This is a genomic window from Geitlerinema sp. CS-897 (genome assembly GCF_028368005.1).
Classification (GTDB): Bacteria; Cyanobacteriota; Cyanobacteriia; order Cyanobacteriales; family Geitlerinemataceae; genus Baaleninema; species Baaleninema simplex.
The window spans coordinates 1-19,500 of the sequence record NZ_JAQNCQ010000220.1; the positions used below are offsets into that span (position 1 = coordinate 1).

A 19,500-nucleotide genomic window follows, 5' to 3' on the forward strand; every position below is an offset into this window, starting at 1 on the left:
AAAGCTTGCCGGAAGTCATTCTGCATATCCTACTATTTTTGTCAAGTCAGTTGGCTCTTGAATGTTATTTTCAAGTCAAGGGGTCAGTTGGCTGAGTCGAAATACCTAATTCCTTTCCGATTCACTTTATACTACTTATATACTACATTTGAAGTGCGGAATGTGGGTTTGGGGGGATTCACCACAGAGACACAGAGAACACAGAGGTTTGACTGCGGCGAGATCCCCGGCATCTCCAAGATGCCGGGGATCTGGAGAGATGCCGGGGATTTGAACGAGAGCGCCAGGTGGGGAGGCGTCGCGCTCTGGTTCAATCCATCGATCGCACGATCGCAATTCGACAATTTGTCCCGTTTGCCACTTCGCATTCAAAAGTAGCATCGAGTTGATCGACCAGAATATTAACTAGCTTCAACCCCATCGATTTCGGGCGTCCTTGCAAGTATTCCTTGGGAATTCCCACGCCGTTGTCGCAAACGGCCACTTCAACGGTCGTGTTATCCCGTTCCCGCAACGTGACCCAAATTTCGCCGCCGTTTCCGTTGGGAAATGCGTGTTCGATCGCGTTCGAGAGGAGTTCGTTGACGATTAAACCGCAGGGAATCGCCGTTTCGATACTCAATTCGATCGCCTCGGCTTCGATACGAACCTCGATCGGTTGTCGATGCAGCTCGAACAAATCCGACAAATGCCCGATCGCACTTCTCAAATAGTTTGAAAAATCGATTTTCGAGAGAGATTCCGACCGATACAAATGCTCGTGAATCAACGCCATCGTCCGCAGGCGACTTTGACTTTCGAGCAACAGCGATTTCATCCGTTTATCCCCGACCTGACGCGCCTGCATCGCCAGCAAACTGTGAACCACGTTGAGATTGTTTTTGACCCGATGGTGAATCTCCCGCAATAGCACTTCCTTTTCCTGCAACGATGCCTGAATTCGCGCTTCGTAATTGTGGCGTTCGGTAATGTCCTCCGCCAGTCCCGCAATTCGATAAGGTCGATCGGTTCGATCGCGAATCAAAAACGCCGTATCCCGTATCCAACGAATCTCGTTCTCCCCGCGCAAGATGCGATATTCGATGTTGTACGCCCCTCGTCCCTCAAAAAACACTTTCCACGCCGACGCAACACGATCGCGATCGCTCGGATGAATCGGATCGAGCCACGACAGCGAGCGATCGTACAGTCGCTCTCGTGAAATCCCCCAAATTTGCTCGTAAGCCGGACTGACGTAAAGAACCTCGTGAGTTTCGAGGTCAGTTAAATAAAACACCTCCTCAATATGTTCGGTGAGCTGGCGGAACTTCTCCTCACTGCTGCGAAGTTCGGTCTCGGCTCGCTTCGCCGCCGTCACGTCCCGAACGATTTTCAACAGCGTAACGACCTCAGACGTCCCGTCGAACTCGGGAATCACGCGAATCTCATACCAGCGATCGCACGGCTGAAAAAACTCCTCCACCTTCACCGCTTCCCCCGTCTCGAGAACCTGGCGCATCGCCGCATCGCAGGTGTCGGCGTACTCCGTCGGAACTCCCGTTTCCGCCAAAGTTCGACCGACAAGTTCCGTGGGATCGTCCGTTCTCGGGGGAATCGTGGCGTTCGTATAGCGATAGCGCAACTGGCGATCGAACCGACTGATAATATCCGGCGTGTTAGCCAGCAAGCGGCGAAACTCCGATTCCTGTCGCCCCAACGCTTCTCGTGAGGCTTGCAGTTCCCGCGTGCGAGCTTCAACTCGGTTTTCGAGTTCGTGGTTGAGCCGCTCGAATTCCAGTTCGACCGCCTTGCGATCGCTAATATCGTTGAGCGTTCCAAACAGTTTCACCGTTCCCCGCTGACCGTCCCGCAGTTCCCGCAACCACACCTCGAGCCAGCGTATCTCGCGCGATCGCGTTACCAAGCGTATTTCAACAATTCTCTCATCTCCCCCGTCGCTGAAAACCGCCTGTCGAAGTGCCTCGAACGGTTCGCGATCGTCCGGGTGCAAAAACTCCTCGAGCGGTTGTCCCAAACTGTCCGCGATCGCGAACCCAAACAGCCGCGTCCACGCCGCATTCAAAAACGTCAACCGTCCCCGGTCGTCCGTTTGAAAGATCGCCTCTTGAATATTATCCGTCACGAAGCGATAGTGCGCTTCGCGGTCTTCGACTGCCTGTTGCGCCGCCTTGAGTTCGGTAATTTCCGTCACCACCGAACTGACCGCAAGCTTTCCGTCAGGGAGTTCCAGGGGATTATAACTCACTAACCACGTCCGCAGGCGCTGGGGATCGGCTGGAGTGATGCCGCCAACTTCGAGATTGCGAATCGGCTCGCCAGTGGCGAGAACTCGTTGGTAAAGCTGCTCTAACTCCTCAGCCAGTTCCGGCAAAATCTCGCGAACCGTCTTCCCAAGGTGGTCTCGAGCCGCAGGTCCGTTTATCTCCGCCAGGATATCGTTAATTTTGAGAAACACTAAGTTTTCGTCGACCAAAGCCAACCCCACAGGTAACGTACTGTAGAGATAGCTCAACTCGGCGTTTTTTCTCGCGATTTCCTCCTGCGCGTGTTTGAGAGGATTTACATCTACGAGACTCAACACTAACCCGTCGAAACTGCCATCTCGTCGGCGAAAAGGATTGACCCGCAGCAAAAACCAGCTTTGGGTTTCGCGGTTGTAGACTTCCTGAGAAAATTCACCGCCGTTGTCCGTCACTTCAGTTAGGCGATCGAGTAAATCGGGAACGTCGAGGTTGTTTGAAAAATGCTGGAGAGGACGCCCGATATCGCTCTCGACTAAGGGAACGGCGTTCGTCACGGCGGGGGTAAACTTGCGAACTCGCAGGGTGCGATCGACGAAAATTACGCCAATTTGGGTACTGTCGATAAAATTATTCGTATCTTCGTTGAGAGCCGCTAACTCGCGAATTTTCGACTGATATTCGGCGTTGAGGGTGTGGAGTTCTTCGTTAACCGACTGAAGTTCCTCGTTCGTACTTTGCAGTTCCTCGTTCGAGGCTAAAAGTTCTTCGTTCGTCGCCTGTTGTTCTTCGTTGCTGACTTCGAGTTCTTCGATCGTCTGTTGCAGGTTTTCGCGAATGTTTTGAAGCTCGGTTTCCAATTCCAAAACTCGCTGGGCAGCTTCCGCATCCGTCTCGAATTCCAACGCCTTGGGACGTCCGATCTCCGACGAACCGTCAGCTGAGATCGAAATCGCAAAACATTCCTCTACCGGAGAGTTTGCCGGACAATAGGCGGCGTTGAGGTTGAGGTTAACGACCGTCTCTCCCTCCTGTTGCCAGCGAATTCCCCGATAGCGCACGGTTTTCTGTTCTCGCCGGGCCCGTTGCAAGGCGGCTTTGAGGGGCAAGTGCAACGCTTGAGGAAGCATTGTATCGATTTTGAAGGCCCCTTTCGGAACCTGTAACAGTTGGAGTCCGTCGCCGAAAACGTGTAACAGGCGATCGCCGCTACCGACAACGAAACAGGTCGCATTGCGATCGGCTACGAGGGTTTCAAACGCCGCTTGTAAAATCGGATCGAACCGAGGTGTTTTCATTTCGGGAGGGGATCGGTGGAGGGCGCGATGCCGCAGGGGTTCGAGGTTGCGAGGCGACAGGTTCAAGCGCACGTCGCGACGTTTGCGAAACAGTTTCGTTGCCGAATCGAGGCTCTCGAATTCCCCATCGAGATTCCCGAGGGTTTCAGAACTTCCTAAAAAGAGAACACCCTGGTGTACTAAGGAGAAGTGCAGGGTTCTCAACACCTGTTGTTGCAGGTGAGGCTGCATATAAATCAGCACGTTGCGACAGCTCACCACATGCATTCTGGAGAATCCTACGTTTTTAATCAGGTTGTGGGGAGAAAAAACCAGTAAGTCCCGCAGTTCCCGGCGAACTTGAAGCTGACCGTCTCGAACGGTGAAATAGCGATCGAGCCGTTCGGGAGAGATGCGATCGGCGAGGGTTTCCGGGTAAATACCGAGGGAGGCTCGTTCGAGGGCGATCGCGTCGATGTCCGTCGCAAAAATCTTCACGTCCAGGCGTCGGTTCGCCCGCCGTCGCGCCTCGTCGAGAACCATTGCCATCGAATAGGCTTCTTCTCCCGTCGCACAGGCGGTTACCCAAGCCCGTAGCTGCTGCCCTCGAGTGAGACGCTCCAGCAAGGGAGGTAACACCTTCGTTTCGAGAACTTGCCAAGTTTCGACATCGCGAAAGAAACTGGTGACGCTGACGAGGAGATCCCGCCGCAGTCGCTGGCGTTCGGTTGGAGAGTTCTTGAGATAGTCGAGATATTCTCGGATATCGCTGCAATCGCTCAGTAACAGTCGACGTTGAATGCGGCGGGTGAGCGTTCCCGTTTTGTAGTGGGAAAAATCGAGGCTATCGTCGTCTGAAAGAGACTCGATAATGTCGTCGAGGGGCAGCGAGAGATCGTCCGAGAGATCGCTGCGCCAGGATTCTGTTGAAGAACGTAGAGGTGAGTCGTTTTGCTTGAGCGATCGCACCAGGGTTCGCGCCAGTTCTTCGGGAGACAACACCAGATCGACGACACCACTGTCGATCGCACTTTCGGGCATTCCCGAAAACTCTGCCGATGCGGGAGATTGGGCAAAGGTCAACCCGCCAGCCTCCCGAATGGCTTGTAAGCCCAAGGTTCCATCGCTACCAGTTCCCGAAAGAACGATCCCGATCGCTCGAGCGCCCATATCGTTAGCCAAACTGCCGAAAAAGCGATCGATGGGGAAGTCGAGACCCGACGTTTCGAATTGAGGCTCGAATAGATAAAGCCGTCGCTGGCGAGCCACGAGCCTCGCCCTCGGGGGAATGACGTAGATTGTATTCGGTTCGATGGCTAATCCGTCGCGAACGACTCGCACCGCAAGCTGAGTTTGATTTTGAATCAGAAGGGGTAAGGCACTCTCGAAGTTAGCCGCCAGGTGTTGCACGACGACGAACGCCAGCTCGGTATCGGGGGGGACGTTCTTGAAAAAGGCTTCGAGGGCGCTGAGTCCTCCGGCAGAAGCCCCGATGCCGACGACTGCCAATCGATCTCCAGGTGAAGACGACGCATCGAACGGCGGGGAATGGGAAGAAGACATCAAGAAATTTTGGACGAGATCGAACGGTTCGCGTCCCAGTTCTGGGTCGTGAGAACCTCAACAAGACGCGACCGATTAGTGGGTAAGGTTTATCCTCTTTTTAACATAAAAAAGTTTGGTTAGCTGATAAGTTTTTATGTTTTGATATCGTTTTATTTATAAATATTCTTAGAATTGGTCATTAAAAAAACACTATAAGTCCGCTATCGTACAGACAAAATCAAGATTAAATGCCAAGCCAGAACTAAAGATCTCAAAACAAAGCTCTCTCTTGCAAGTTTCGATAAACTGATACGATCGCGTTTTCACACTTCGGCGTGAAAATTTGAATTGATACCATTTTTCGTTAAACTTGTTAGAGATAGTCCGCAAGTTTATTTGTCACATAAGTTGAGTTTCTTCGCCTCAACTCAACAGTCGTAAGTGTAGGTACTTTTTATTAGATTTCCTCGATCGAACCAACCTACAACCATTTATAGCAATTTTAATTCATTTGTGGCAACTAACAGAAGTGAAACTCCAGACTAAAGGTCGGATGGTCTCCTCAGATCCTCGACACCCCCAAGATGCTGAGGATCTCACACAGCCATTGACCGATAGGGGATTTTGCCACGAATTATTTAATATTGCCATATAGCAAAGTTTATAAAAAAATGATACGATACGGAATCCGAATTTCAAACGTAGTTTTATCAAACATGGCAAGCCCTTCTCTGTGTCCTCTGTGCCTCTGTGGTGAAGACAATAATTCAAACTAACAAACGCGATCGCAACAGTAAGAATGAAGCTAAACATTAGCCCTCCAGCATCATCGAGAAACGAGAGGGCTTAGTTACCATTTCGATCGCCTGAGTTCGATTCCCTTATAACTTAGTAAGGAATGCGATCGCGCGGCGCACTCGAACCCGCTTTTTTCTCAAGAAACTCGATAATTTTCCCAGCAACATCGACCCCAGTGGCAGCTTCGATCCCTTCCAACCCCGGAGACGAATTGACCTCCATCACCACCGGGCCGTGATTGGCGCGAAGCAAATCGACACCCGCGATTTTTAAGCCCATCGATTTAGCCGCCCGCACAGCCGTCGATCGCTCCTCCGGGGTAAGTTTGATTTTTTCAGCTTTTCCGCCCCGGTGAATGTTCGATCGAAACTCACCGGGAGCGCCCTGACGTTTCATCGAAGCAATCACTTTATCGTTGACCACAAAACAGCGTAAATCGGCTCCCTTCGCTTCCTTAATAAACTCCTGCACCAAAATATTAGCGTCCAAGCCACGAAAAGCTTCGATAACCGACTTGGCAGCTTGATGGGTTTCCGCGAGAACCACCCCGATGCCTTGTGTCCCTTCAAGAAGTTTGATCACCAACGGCGCACCTCCGACAATCCCGATCGCCCCCTCAATATCTTGCGTCGAGTGAATGAAGCCCGTCACCGGCAAACCGATGCCTTCGCGGGCGAGAATTTGCAAACAGCGCAACTTGTCGCGCGATCGCGAAATCGCCTGGGACTCGTTAGCAGTAAACACCCCCATCATCTCGAACTGTCGCACCACCGCCGTTCCGTAAAACGTATGAGATGCCCCAATACGAGGAATCACCGCCTCGAAATTTTCTAACGGTTTACCCTGATACATTATCGACGGGCGATGAGAGGTGATATTCATATAGCACCGCAAATGATCGACCACCTTCATGTCGTGGCCCCGTTTCTCTCCAGCTTCTTTTAAGCGTTTGGTCGAATACAGGGAGGCATTTTGAGATAAAATCGCAATTTTCATAGAAAAAAACTCGATATAATCCTTGGATGCGTTTTCGTGCTTCCGCACGAGCATTTTTCGCCTTATTCGTGGGCTTGGGATTTATGGGCTTGGGCGTGATGCGCCGCCTCTTCGTCCCGACTGAGGAGGTAGGACTGACCCGGATCGACGAGAAACCGTCCGCGCACCGCTTGACGTCCTAACAGCATCCGAAACCCCATCACGTCGCGGTTGGTGAGAGTCAGTTCGATCTCCCACCGTCGTCCTGCAAGTTCGACAGACGTTAGGACGACATACCGTAATTCTGCCTTCCCTCCAGAGTTGCGAACCTCGCGACGGTCTAAAACCTCAGCGCAGGCGATCGCCGTACTTTTCGTATCCCGTTGAATGGGATGGACTTGAAAACGGACTTTTTGCGTTCCGTTTTCTGTAAACGGTTCGATATCGAAAGCATGAAGTGCCGACGATCGCGCCCCCGTATCGATTTTCGCTTTAATGGCAGGAATCCCGAACTCTGGCAGTGCGACCCACTCCCGCCAACCCATCGTTTCGTTTGGTACTGTCACCTGATGCCAACTCCCTGTTTCTCCCAATTCCTGGCGTGGGTTCCAATGGCTCGATCGGCACTTTTTCGATCTCCTACGGTCTTGAATAACAGGCCGCCCTAAGATCTTAACGCGCTCTCGCATGAGAACGACAGCTCTCGGCTTCGTCTTCGCAACGATCGCCGCACTCGTCACCGCTACGCCCCGTCCTGTGTTCAGTCAGTCTGCTGAAGCGGCCGAGGCCCTTCAGTTTGTCTGCGATGCCAGCGATGGCGTACCGATCCTAGAAGCGGTCACCGAGCGAGGTGTGTTACCGCTAGTCCGATGGGAGCGCGATCGGGCAACGGCAGCGGGCGTCACTCCAGACGTTACCTTAGATATTACGGGATTTCGCGAATGTCGAGAGGCCGCAGAGCAATTAGAACTCGCCGCTCGTCGCGGCACGCTCGATTATTTAACCCTAGGTCGCGTTGACGGTCAACTGGCAATTTGTTCGGTGAGCGATCGCCGGTCTGGGTGCAATCGTATCAATCGCGTCGTCGTCATCGGCCAAATGGGACGCAACGCTCAAACGGTTATGTCCCAACTGTTCGAGTTAGACTTCATCCCACCTCAATCTCAATGCGACATCGACGAGGCCGTTTACGTGGACGTGAACCAATATCTCGATCGCGACCCCGAGACGCCGCTTTCCTGTCAATGTTACTGCGGGTTCTGCGTCTGTCCGAGGTAGAGCTAGGATGATGGGATGATGGGAAATTCTCTCCTTATATCCTCATCTTCCGGTTGGGGGCGGTGCGTGACGCGGTAACGTACCATTGACCTGACAACGGCCAACATTTTCCGGCCGCGTCACACTACGATTCTTCCCGGTTCCCAGTTCCCGGTTCCCAGTTCCCGGTTCCCCGTTCCCAGTTCCCGGTTCCCCGTTCCCCGTCTTCACTGGTGACTGGTGACTGGTGACTGGTGACTGGAACACTGTTCCCCGTCAACGGATCGATTATTCCCGAGCCGAAAACCATTTAACATAAAATATTGCAACGTCGTAGAAGTGAGACTGTTTTATGAAATTCAACGCGATCGCAACGGCACTGTTAGATTGGTCGGGTGACGCTTTAGCGATCGGATTGCCCGAAAATGCCGTGGAATTAACCGGCGAATTGGCGCAACTGGACGAAAAACTGGCTGGAACCCTCAAAGAACTCATTGAAGAAACGGAATTTGACGGCAAACGAGATAACAGTGCCGTCACTCGCGTTGGTGGGGGCAGTACTGTCCGTAAAGTGATTTTGGTGGGACTGGGTAAAGCCGACCATCTCGACGATTGGCGGCGGTGCGCGGCGATGATGGGACGTTTGGCGAAACAGGAAAAATGTAAAACCCTCGGCGTCAGCGTGCCGCAGTGGAATAACGACCCCGCTTCGACGGTTCGATCCCTCGTCGAAGGGTTCGAGTTGGCACTTCACCAAGACACGCGCTTCAAATCTGAAACAGATGACAAAGGTGCGATCGTCGAAACTGTCGATTTACTGGAACTGGACGGACAGGACGAGGCGGTTGACAAATCGCTTAAAATATGCTCTGGCGTTTTATTGGCGCGGGAGTTGGTGGCCGCCCCGGCTAACGTGGTCAACCCGATTACCCTGGCCGAAACCGCCCAGGCTATGGCGAACGAGTATGGCTTAGAGTTAGAAATTCTTGAAAAAGAAGACTGCGAAAAACTGGGAATGGGGGCGTTTCTCGGCGTCGCCCAAGCCTCAGCTTTACCGCCGAAATTCGTCCATTTAACCTACAAACCCGAAGGCACGCCCCGTAAAAAACTGGCGATCGTCGGGAAGGGTTTGACCTTCGACTCGGGCGGCCTCAACCTGAAAACCGGGGGTAGCGGCATCGAAACCATGAAAATCGATATGGGCGGAGCCGGGGCGACCTTCGGTGCAGCCAAAGCGATCGCCCAACTGAAACCGGACGTAGAAGTTCACTTCATTTCCGCCGTCACGGAAAACATGATTAGCGGTCACGCCATGCGTCCCGGCGACATCCTCACCGCGTCCAACGGTAAAACCATTGAAGTGAACAACACCGACGCGGAAGGCCGCCTCACCCTCGCCGATGCCTTAGTGTTTGCCGACAAACTCGGCGTCGATGCGATCGTGGACTTAGCCACTCTGACGGGGGCTTGCGTAGTCGCGTTGGGCAATACCATCGCCGGGTTGTGGAGTCCCGACGACGAGGTGGCGAACGGGTTGATGGCAGCCTCGGATTTAGCCGGTGAAAAACTCTGGCGTATGCCCCTCGAAGAACCCTATTTCGAGTTGATGAAATCCCTCCATGCAGACATGAAAAACGCGGGAAGCCGTGCGGGAGGCGCGATTACGGCAGCCTTATTCCTAAAGCAGTTCGTCGAAAAAACTCCCTGGGCGCACTTAGACATCGCCGCCCCCGTTTGGGCAGATAAAGACAACGGCTACGACAGTGCTGGGGCGACGGGCTTCGGCGTGCGAACTCTGGTGAATTGGGCGATGATGTGACGACCGGATGGGGAGATGATGTGACGACCGGATGAGGTGAAATTCTCTCCTCGTCTCCTTACCTCCTCACCTTTCGGTTGGGGGCGGTGCGTGACGCGGTAATACAACATTGACCTGACTGCGGCAACATTTTCTAGCCGCGTCACGGCACCCTACGAATCTCCCCCTCTCCCCTTCTCCCCCTCTCTCCTTCTCCCCCTCTCCCCCTCTTCCCTTTTCTATGAACTCGAACTTACGCAACCGGACTTCGTTGTGGTGGACTTCGCCGGAAAAGTTTCCGATGTTGGTGTGGAGTACGTCGGTGTTGGTGGTGGCGATCGCTGCGATTTTGGCGTTTCTCTACCAACTCGGCAGTACCAATCTCATCGACGAAACGGAACCCTTGTTTGCCGAGGCTGCCCGTCAGATGACGGTGACGGGAGATTGGATTACCCCCTATTTCAACGGCGAACCTCGGTTCGATAAGCCGCCGTTGGTGTATTGGCTGATGGCGGTGGGATATTTGACCTTGGGGACGAACGAGTGGGCGGCGAGGCTCCCCTCGGCGTTGTCGGCGATCGCACTGATGGCGGTGACGTTCGTAACTCTTTGGCGTTTCGTTCCCCCCGCGAAACTGACGGGACGGGGGGCGTTGATGCCTTGGGGGGCGGCCACGCTGGCGGCGGTGGCGATCGCCTTTAACCCGCAAACGCTAGTGTGGGGACGCACGGGCGTCTCGGATATGCTGCTGTGTGCTTGTATGGGATCGTCGCTGTTGGCGTTCTTCTGGGGCTACGCCAGCGAGGGGAAAACGTCAACTCGGGCGTATTTGACCTTTTTCGCCTTGATGGGTTTGGCGGTGTTGACGAAAGGCCCGGTGGGGTTCGTCCTCCCGGTCTTTATCGTGGGGGCGTTTTTGCTGTACGCGGGACAGTTGAAAGCGGTGTTGCGAGAAATGCGCCCGGTGCGCGGAATGCTGCTGTTTTTAGCGATCGCGGTTCCCTGGTACGTCTTGGTGATGGCGACCAACGGAGAAAGCTATATCGAAAGTTTCTTTGGCTATCACAATTTCGAGCGGTTTACGCGGGTGGTGAACCATCACAGCGCCCCTTGGTATTTCTATTTTTTGGTAGTTTTGGTGGGGTTCGCACCCTGGTCGGTCTATCTTCCGGCGGCGATCGCTCGTTTGCAGGTGCTACCGCGCCGAGCGTGGCGAAATCTCCCTCGCTCTCAACAGTTGGGAGGGTTTGCCCTATTTTGGTTTGCGGGGGTGTTCGTGTTTTTTACAGCGGCGGTGACGAAACTTCCGAGTTATGTTTTACCCCTGATTCCGGCGGCGGCGATTTTGGTGGCGTTGCTGCTGGCGGAGGAAACTTTGGGTCGTCCTCGGTTGCGGCGAGGTTGGCTGTCGGTGAGTCACTGGCTGAGTTTTGGGATTTGGTTGGTGTTGGCGGTGGCGATCGCCACGGTTCCCTTTTGGATTGGGAAAGATCCCGTCGTGGACGACATCGATGAGGAAATTTGGAAATCGGGGTTAACCTTGGTGGGATCGGGGGTCGCCGTGGCGATCGCGATGGCGATCGAGGGCGTGGTAGTCAGCGATCGCCGCCGTTGGATGTCGGGGGTTCATGTCGTCAGTTTTGCGGTGTTTTTGCTGGTGATGGTACATCCGACGTTTCAGTTGCTCGATCGCCTGCGTCAAGAGCCGTTACGGGATTTAGCCGAGACGGTCAACGCGGAACGGGTTCCGAGTGAGGAACTCATCGCCATTGGCTTTAAAAAACCGTCCCTGGCGTTTTACACGCAGCAACCCGTCACGTATCTATCTCGGCCGTCTTTGGGGCGGAAATATTTGCGAGAACGGGTACAGAACCACCCCGAATCTCCGTCGACGTTGGCGATCGTGGATAAAAAGCGCTTGCGGAAGTTGGGTTTGCGAGACGGACAGTTCGATCGCTTGGATAAAGAACGACGCTATCGACTGGTTCGGATTTATCACGATCGCCTCGATAAGTTTACTCACAAGGATAACGATATCGATTGAGTCGCGCGATCTCGATTCGGTTCGGGGCGAGCGATCGAGTCAACCCGATCGTTCGCCTTCGGGATTATGTCGCTAGTTGGAATTGGCGTCGCGAGTCTGGCCGGTAACGTCGCGCAGTTGTTCGAGCGTACTCTGCATTTCCGCCATCATGCGGTTGTGATGCTCCATCATCATCGGACGCACTTCTTGCATTTGTTCTGGGGTCAACGTAGACATCAGTTCGTGCATTTGACTCATCAAGTCCAGCATTTCTCCTGACATTTGCATCGGCATCCCTTGATGGGACATTTGCCCGCCTTCCATCATCTGCCCGGACTCCATCATTGAATTCGGTTCTCTTTGAGCGATCGCGGACTCTTGGAACGCTGTCGAACTCACAACGGGTTTGGCGATCGCGCTGAGAGTTCCGAGCGTCGCAAACGTCATTAAGGCAGCGATCGATTTTTGATACTTTGGGTATACGTTCATATCGTATTTCTCTTCAACGAACAGTTTCAATTCTCAAGATACCGATCGATTATGAAATGAGAGTGAATAGGAAACTCTAACCCGGGTGCATCCCAGTTTTGCAATTGAAACCCCACCCATCCTCCCCTTGCTAAGGGGAGGTGCTGAAGGCGGAGGGGTCTTTCTACAAAATTGATATGTACCCACTCTAACCTTAGAAAAGAGAACTCAGAATCTCATAAAAACTATCGAGAGAGTTACTGATTTTCAACTGATATACTCGAGAATTGTAGATTGTAAAGCGGAAAATCAAACCGCTTGCTGTGACTCGCGCTATCCACTTGAGCTGTACCGTAAAACTGACCCGTCCGGAACAGTTTTTAAGCTAACTTTGCCCGACGTAACATAACGGCATTAATCGCCACGATGACCGTCGAAAGACTCATCAGCAGCGCTCCCATTGCTGGAGAGAGAACGATTCCCCAGGGTTGAAGGACTCCAGCCGCAAGGGGAATCGCAATGACGTTATAGCCCGTCGCCCAGAAAAGATTTTGAATCATCTTTCCGTAGGTTTTTTTCGCCAAATTCAACGCTTTGACGGCATCTAACGGATCGTCTTCGACCAACACCAAATCGGCCGATTCGATCGCGACGTTGGTTCCCGCCCCGATCGCCAAGCCCATATTGGCTTCGAGTAACGCGGCTGCATCGTTGATTCCGTCTCCGACAAATCCCGTGGGGGCTTCTCGTTTCAATTCTTTAATGCGGTTGACCTTGTCTTCAGGAAGGACGCGAGCGTAATAGCGATCGATGCCTAAATCTTCAGCCACCGACCGAGCGACCGCCTCCGCATCGCCGGTAATCATCACCGCTTGAAGGTTCATCTCGTGCAAGCGATCGATCGTAATCCGGGCGCGTTCTCGTACCTGGTCTGCCATTGAAATCACGGCGATCGGGCGATCGGAAGTCATGAGAACCACAGCACTTTCGCCCCGCTTGTCCGCTCGATCTAACGCCTGTTGGAGTCGATCTGAGAGCGAGAGATCTCGTTCCTGCACCCATTCCGGGCGACCGACTCGATAGGTCTGTCCGTCGATTTTACCTTCGACTCCCTGTCCCGTCACCGTTTGGAAATCTGCCATTTCGGGAAGATCGAGCTGACGCTGACGAGCGGCTTCGACGATGGCTCGAGCGAGGGGATGTTCTGAAGCGTTTTCTAAGGCGGCGGCGATCGCCAAAGCTCGATCTTCGTCCGTTTCGTCTACTGCAACATTTTGAACCCCAAACTTGCCCTGAGTCAGCGTCCCTGTCTTATCAAACGCCATAATTTCGATATTTTTAGCTCGCTCTAAGGAGTCGCGGTTGCGGACTAAAATGCCGTTGCGAGCTGCCAGCCCCGTTGAGTTAGCAATGACGAGGGGAATGGCGAGACCCAACGCGTGGGGACAGGTAATGACTAATACGGTTACGGCTCGGTTGATGGCAAAAACCAGATCGTCTAAGGACAGCCAAACGATAAAGGTTAGCGTTCCGACGGAAATGGCAATTATCGTCAGCCAATAGGCGACTTTATCCGCTAGAGCCTGGTAGCGACTGCGAGACGATTGAGCTTCTTCGACTAACCGCATAATTTGACTGATGGCGGTATCGTCTCCAACTCGCGTGACTCGAACCTTGACCGAACCTTCTGTATTGACCGATCCGGCCACGACTTCGTCTCCGACTTCTTTCGTGACGGGTTTGGACTCTCCGGTTAAAAACGATTCGTTGACGCTAGTGTTGCCTTCGACTACTTCGCCGTCGTTGGGAATCTGTTCGCCAGGACGAATGAGGATGAGATCGTCTGTTTCGATTTCGCGAACGGGTACGTCTTCAATCTCGCCATCTCGTATCCGGTGAGCTTCGTTGGGTACGAGCGAAGAGAGTTCTTCGAGGGCTTTACTCGCTCCCTGCACCGAGGCCATTTCGACCCAGTGACCCAATAGCATGATGTCGATGAGAGTCGCCAGTTCCCAGTAAAAGGGTTTGCCCTCGAGTCCTAGGGATACTGCCAAACTGTAGATAAATGCGACACTAATCGCCAGGGCAATCAGCGTCATCATCCCGATCCGGCTCTGGAATTCGTTCCACGCTCCTTTCAAAAAAGGCCAACCGCCGTAAAAGTAGAGCGCAATGCCGAGAATGGGGCTAATCCAACCGGCACCGGGAAACGAAATTGCCTCGTAACTCAACCAGCTTTGTAATTGTGGTGAAAAGTAGAGAACGGGTAGGGTCAGAATTAAGGAGATGAAAAATCGGTTTTTAAACATCTCCGGGCTGTGATTTCCGTGACCGCTATGCCCGCCACTCTTTCCGTTATGGTTATGTCCGTTATGGTGTTGATGTTGGTGGTTCTGCTGTTTGCGATCGTCTTTGTTAGAGGTTTGATGATGATTCATACCGTTCTCCAAAACGTTTTGTTTTAGAATAAACTCAAATCAAAAAAATCAAATAATTTCTATAAATTATAAATTATAAATTATAAATTATAAATTATAAATTATAAATTATTTTTTTGTAATTAATTTTACTTAATTTGAATTCATTTTGATAGTTCCTGTACGTTCAATATAATATTTAAATTGCGCTCGAACTTCATACTTTTGGAGTAAATTTTTAGCTGACATGGCACGCGATCGCATCAAACTCAAACGAGCGATCGCAGAAAAATTGAAAACCTGTATCGATCGACCGGGTTTCGAGTGAAACGAATTATGCTAGGTTCTCTAAACCCTCGATCGTGGGTACATCTCACTTTTGTAAAAATATAAGTCTGGGGTCGGTTGGACTTCGGCAACGCTGCCGTCCATAGGTGGAGCGATCGCTTCACCCAATAACAGCTCAATTCACTGTAGAGACTCCGATCTGATAAATTTACATTTTTGAGATGCACCCCCAAACCCAGTGTATGGAAGGAAAAATCGCGATAACCTGTAGCAATAAAAGCCGCAATTTTTAAGCCATTTTTACAAAAATTATCTAATTTTTAGACTCAGAGAACCGATTTGACGAGTTCTCGAACTATCAGTTCGGAAGAACGCCCTCTCTTAGAGTTCGATATAAATATGAAATAGCCATGAATTGACACTCGAAGGCTGGGGAGTGTCAATCTGCATCTTCTGTCGAGTCTTCTGTTGCTGGGGGTGCGAAGGTTACATCTTCGTAAATCGCGGCGATCGCACACTCGAGTTCGAGACTGACAAAGCGGACGGTTTCACCTACAATATAGGGTTGGAATTCCCAAGTGCGATCGCCCGTGCGACGAAAGACATCGACAGCGGGATGGGTTTGACTGACGAGAACATATTCTTCGAGGCTTTCGAGTTGGCGATAGTGTTGAAATTTGTCGCCTCTGTCGAAGGCTTCGGTACTTTCCGAGAGAATTTCGACGATGAGTTTGGGGTGTTGTTTGTAGTAGCGGGTATCGCGATCGCGCGAGTCGCAGGTGACGAGTAAATCGGGGTAGTAAAACCGATTTTGCGTTTCGACACGCACTTTCATATCCGAGGTATAGGTTCGAGATCCGCGTTGACGTGCAACGGGGAGAATTAAGGCGGTGAGATTGGCGGCGATGGTAACGTGTTCGTCGCTGGCTTCCGCCATAGCGCGAACTTCGCCATCGTGATATTCATGTTTGATGGGGGAGTCGCGTTCGGCGGCGAGGTATTCTTCAGGAGTGAGGTGGATGCGATCGGGTTGAGCAATCATCGCGGAGTTGGAGAGGTTAGTTTAAGGGGCGATCGAGTACGAACACCGATCCGTTGGGTGCATCTCAGTTTTGCAAAAACATTTCATTTTTGAATCGGCGAAACCTTTAAAAACATTTGATTAAATATATATTTTTTTTGTTTAAATAATTTCTAGAACTTACGCAGTTCGACCGAAGTCACACTAAATGAAGAGGTCGGTGGGCATTGCCCACCCTACAAATGGTGTAGATGCGTAAGTCCCGATATCAATAAAAACCCGATCCAGTTAAGCGATCGGGTTTTATTATTGAAATTGTGAAATCGACACGTCATCTGCCACCTATAATTACGCTCGCATATAAGATAGAGCGCTATTTTGCTCGAAAAACTCTGGTTTTTTGACAATCCAGTGTTTGTGTCCGTCGAGGACGACGATACCTTGACGTTTGAGTTCTCCTAACATTCGCGTGACCGTAACGCGGTTAGTACCGATCGCGCTGGCAATTTCTTGATGGGTCAGTCGCGCTTCCAAACGTACCCCTTCAGCAGTCAATTGTCCCATTTCAAAGATTAACAAGCGAAATAGATTAGAAAGGCGATCGAGGGCGCGTCGCTGAGAAGCGATCGCGAGTAATTCTTCCAACTGACAGAGTCGCCGCGCCTTTTGTTGCAGCAGTTTTAAACCGAGTTCGGGCGTATTTTCGATTTCCGGTTGAGCGTACCAAACGACCATGACATCAGAGAGAGCGCGAGCTTGATGGTGAGCGCGAGTCGTCAAGCCAGAACCAAACCACATTGAAGGGCCGACCCAACCGAGAACCCGTTCTTCGCCCATGGCGACCCACGTACTCAGTTGTACCCAGCCTTGGCACACTTGCCACACCCCTGCTCCAGAGAGGGGAATTGCACCACCGCGTTCGACGAAACGACAGGGGCGGTGAAGGGCGATCGTAGATTGCATGGTTGTCGTTAGGGTGTGAGGTTCGCGAGTTCGGGCCGTTCCGCCATGCAAGACATATCATGACGGGACAGCTTGCACCTCAACCGTAACGACTCAACGTTAAGCCATGGTTAGGAGGTGAAGACAGTCACCAGTCACCAGTCACCAGTCACCAGTGAAAACAGTTAACAAATAACAGTTTCTCCACGGCTCCCCCATTCCCTCTTCCCCGTTCACTGTTTTTCGTAATGACGGCATCCTTGACAGGGCCCTTCAGGATTGACCGCACAACGAATATAGGGCGATCGCGCGTTGTAGCGACAGGATCGATCGCCGAGAATTTCGAGACGAACGGGTTCGACGGGAGGAACGACTCGACGGGAACGAACAGTTTCTCGAGCGGATGTCGAGCGATCGTGAAACTCGCGCTGGGCTTTGCGAGCGTACCACAGTGACAAAACCGGCGGCGTTAAGCCCAAACCGAGAACTACGAGAACTTCTAGCCACATCGTCAGGAAGTGCCGAACGACTCGACTTCATTGTAACGAGATCGCAAAAAAGCGACTGTCCTGTGGCGATCGCGCCGAGGGTCGGCAGTTTCGTACAATTGAAGCCGGACGGTCGTTTTCCTCCCCTAATACCATGACCCTCGTAAACCAGCGATACCGCATTCTCCACTCGATCGGACGGGGTGGTTTTGGCGAAACGTTTCTCGTTGAAGACACCCATATGCCTTCAAGTCGCCGTTGCGTTCTCAAACAACTCAAACCCAGGACGACGGACGCCAAAACCACCCAACTGGTACGAGAACGGTTTGCGCGGGAAGCCGCCACGTTGGAATCTCTCGGAGAAGCGCACCCACAAATCCCCACGCTGTACGCTTACTTTACCGAAGGCGACCAATTTTATTTGGTTCAGGAGTGGATTGAAGGGCAAACGCTCACCGAACGGGTGCGATCGCGCGGTAAACTCTCCGATACGGAAGTGCGTCGATTGTTGAGCGACTTGTTACCCGTTCTCGAATTCGTTCACAGTCGAGGCATCGTCCACCGCGATATCAAACCCGATAACATTATCGTGCGCGATCGCGACGGACTCCCGGTTCCTATCGATTTCGGGGCGGTGCGGGAAACCATGGGAACGGTGGTGAGTTCCTCGGGACACCCCACCAGCAGCATTGTTATCGGAACGCCAGGATTTATGTCCGGGGAGCAGGCGGTGGGACGACCGATGTATTCGAGCGACCTCTACAGTCTGGGATTGACGGCGATTTTCGCCCTCACGGGAAAATACCCGCAAGAAATTCCCAGCGATCCGCGCACGGGGAAACTGCTGTGGTTCGAGGACGTAAGGGTCGAGGACGGGTTGAAACGGGTTCTCGACAAGGCCATCGAACCCCACCCGCGCGATCGCTTTGCGACAGTACGAGAAATGTCGGCCGCGTTGCAATCTCCCGAAACAGTCTTACAAACGCCTCCGCCGCCGTCTACAGAAGCCACGGTCGCGGTAGTCCCCAGAGGGGAGCGATCGACCGCTCCGTCAACGGTTGCGGCGACGACCGCCGTTCCCGATCCTCCGGCGAAATCCTCCAACGCGACGAAATTACTCTTCGGTGCGATCGTCGGGGGAATTGTCGGCGGATCGGTTATTGCAACGATGGCGGTACGACAGTCGCAGCGATCGGACGTTACGGTCGTTCCCACACCGACGCCGACGGTCGAGGCGACACCGACACCAACCGTCGAGGCGACGCCGATTCCCGAGGAACGCGGGTTTTATTTTCTGGCCGATTCGGCCTACGCCGATCGCGATAATGCAGACAAACGCCTGAGTGCTTTACGCGACACAGGCTACAACACCGCCGGGTCGTTTTGGCTTCCCGATTATCCAAATTTATCCAACAAACCTTACCAACAGGTTTACGTCGATCGCTTCGAGACTCGCGACGCCTGCGTCGAACAGTTGCAAGCGTACGGACGCGACTACCCAGATTCCTATTGCGCCTTCGCCAGTACGAATCCGAACACTGCTGACGAACGCATCGCCGCTAGTGAGGTGGTGGTGGTCGAAACGCCCCAAGAAACGCCTCAAGTTCCGAGCGATCGCCCGTCTCCCATCGATGCGGCACGAGACTATTATGCCGCGATTAACGCCAACGATCTGATCGTGGCGTGGAATACCTTATCGCGAGAGCTGCAACAGGACGAGGGTTTACATCCCAAAGGATTTCGCGATTATCAAAACTGGTGGGATACGGTGAACGCCGTGCGCGTTGAAGAGTTGCGATTGGTCGAAGTGGGGGAAGAAACAGCTCGAGTCGACGTGCGGTTGAAATATTTTATGAAATCTGGCGAGACGGGGGCGGATGCGTTGCGAATTACTTGGATTTGGGATCGCTATAACGATCGCTGGGTTTACGACGACGCGATTAAATTTTAACTGAAGTTCCCT

Annotated in this window: 13 protein-coding genes; 4 read left to right on the forward strand and 9 right to left on the reverse strand. The window is 52.5% G+C overall.

Translation table 11 applies throughout. The annotated features are described in order from the left end of the window. Positions 1-310: 310 nt before the first annotated feature. The 3 genes from POG22_RS13745 to POG22_RS13755 form a co-directional block, all read right to left on the reverse strand. A complete protein-coding gene (locus POG22_RS13745; RefSeq protein WP_498905864.1) occupies positions 311-5,080 on the reverse strand; it encodes a PAS domain-containing protein in 4,770 nt (1,589 codons plus the stop codon). 870 nt (positions 5,081-5,950) lie between these two features. Continuing rightward, positions 5,951-6,856, reverse strand: a complete 906-nt coding sequence (rimK, locus tag POG22_RS13750) for a RimK family alpha-L-glutamate ligase (RefSeq protein WP_498905866.1) — start codon at positions 6,854-6,856, stop codon at positions 5,951-5,953. Between the two features lie 62 nt (positions 6,857-6,918). Beyond that, on the reverse strand, positions 6,919-7,380 hold the full coding sequence (locus POG22_RS13755) for an ATP-dependent zinc protease family protein (RefSeq protein WP_498905930.1): 462 nt from the start codon (positions 7,378-7,380) through the stop codon (positions 6,919-6,921). A gap of 142 nt (positions 7,381-7,522) precedes the next feature. Here POG22_RS13755 and POG22_RS13760 point away from each other — a divergent pair, with 142 nt between their 5' ends. Beyond that, entirely contained in the window at positions 7,523-8,113 is a 591-nt protein-coding gene (locus tag POG22_RS13760) for a COP23 domain-containing protein (protein ID WP_498905868.1), read from the forward strand. Positions 8,114-8,237: 124 nt separating this feature from the next. On the opposite strand, the gene POG22_RS13765 is transcribed toward POG22_RS13760, so the two are convergent. Continuing rightward, positions 8,238-8,372 carry a hypothetical protein gene (locus POG22_RS13765; protein ID WP_498905870.1) on the reverse strand — a complete coding sequence of 45 codons (135 nt, stop codon included), beginning with the start codon at positions 8,370-8,372 and terminating at the stop codon, positions 8,238-8,240. A 72-nt stretch (positions 8,373-8,444) separates the two neighbouring features. Here POG22_RS13765 and POG22_RS13770 point away from each other — a divergent pair, with 72 nt between their 5' ends. Both POG22_RS13770 and POG22_RS13775 read left to right on the forward strand, forming a co-directional pair. Further along, the gene (locus POG22_RS13770) at positions 8,445-9,911 is read left to right on the forward strand and encodes a M17 family metallopeptidase (protein WP_498905872.1); all 1,467 of its coding nucleotides are present in this window, start codon (positions 8,445-8,447) and stop codon (positions 9,909-9,911) included. Positions 9,912-10,131: 220 nt separating this feature from the next. Beyond that, positions 10,132-11,934, forward strand: coding sequence for an ArnT family glycosyltransferase (locus POG22_RS13775; RefSeq protein ID WP_498905874.1), 1,803 nt, complete (start codon positions 10,132-10,134; stop codon positions 11,932-11,934). A 72-nt stretch (positions 11,935-12,006) separates the two neighbouring features. Here POG22_RS13775 and POG22_RS13780 read toward each other — a convergent pair whose 3' ends face one another. The 5 genes from POG22_RS13780 to POG22_RS13800 form a co-directional block, all read right to left on the reverse strand. Further along, the gene (locus tag POG22_RS13780; protein ID WP_144053645.1) at positions 12,007-12,402 is read right to left on the reverse strand and encodes a hypothetical protein; all 396 of its coding nucleotides are present in this window, start codon (positions 12,400-12,402) and stop codon (positions 12,007-12,009) included. 359 nt (positions 12,403-12,761) lie between these two features. Further along, positions 12,762-14,819: a copper-translocating P-type ATPase gene (locus POG22_RS13785; protein ID WP_498905876.1), complete on the reverse strand. Its 2,058-nt coding sequence runs from the start codon at positions 14,817-14,819 to the stop codon at positions 12,762-12,764. A gap of 706 nt (positions 14,820-15,525) precedes the next feature. Further along, positions 15,526-16,128, reverse strand: a complete 603-nt coding sequence (locus POG22_RS13790) for a Uma2 family endonuclease (RefSeq protein WP_498905878.1) — start codon at positions 16,126-16,128, stop codon at positions 15,526-15,528. Positions 16,129-16,455: 327 nt separating this feature from the next. Then, complete coding sequence (locus POG22_RS13795) at positions 16,456-17,070, reverse strand: Crp/Fnr family transcriptional regulator (protein ID WP_498905880.1); 615 nt, start codon at positions 17,068-17,070, stop codon at positions 16,456-16,458. Between the two features lie 212 nt (positions 17,071-17,282). Further along, complete coding sequence (locus POG22_RS13800; protein ID WP_498905882.1) at positions 17,283-17,558, reverse strand: DUF6464 family protein; 276 nt, start codon at positions 17,556-17,558, stop codon at positions 17,283-17,285. 133 nt (positions 17,559-17,691) lie between these two features. Between POG22_RS13800 and POG22_RS13805 the strand changes: the two genes are divergently transcribed. Then, the gene (locus POG22_RS13805) at positions 17,692-19,488 is read left to right on the forward strand and encodes a protein kinase domain-containing protein (protein ID WP_498905884.1); all 1,797 of its coding nucleotides are present in this window, start codon (positions 17,692-17,694) and stop codon (positions 19,486-19,488) included. Positions 19,489-19,500: the final 12 nt, after the last annotated feature.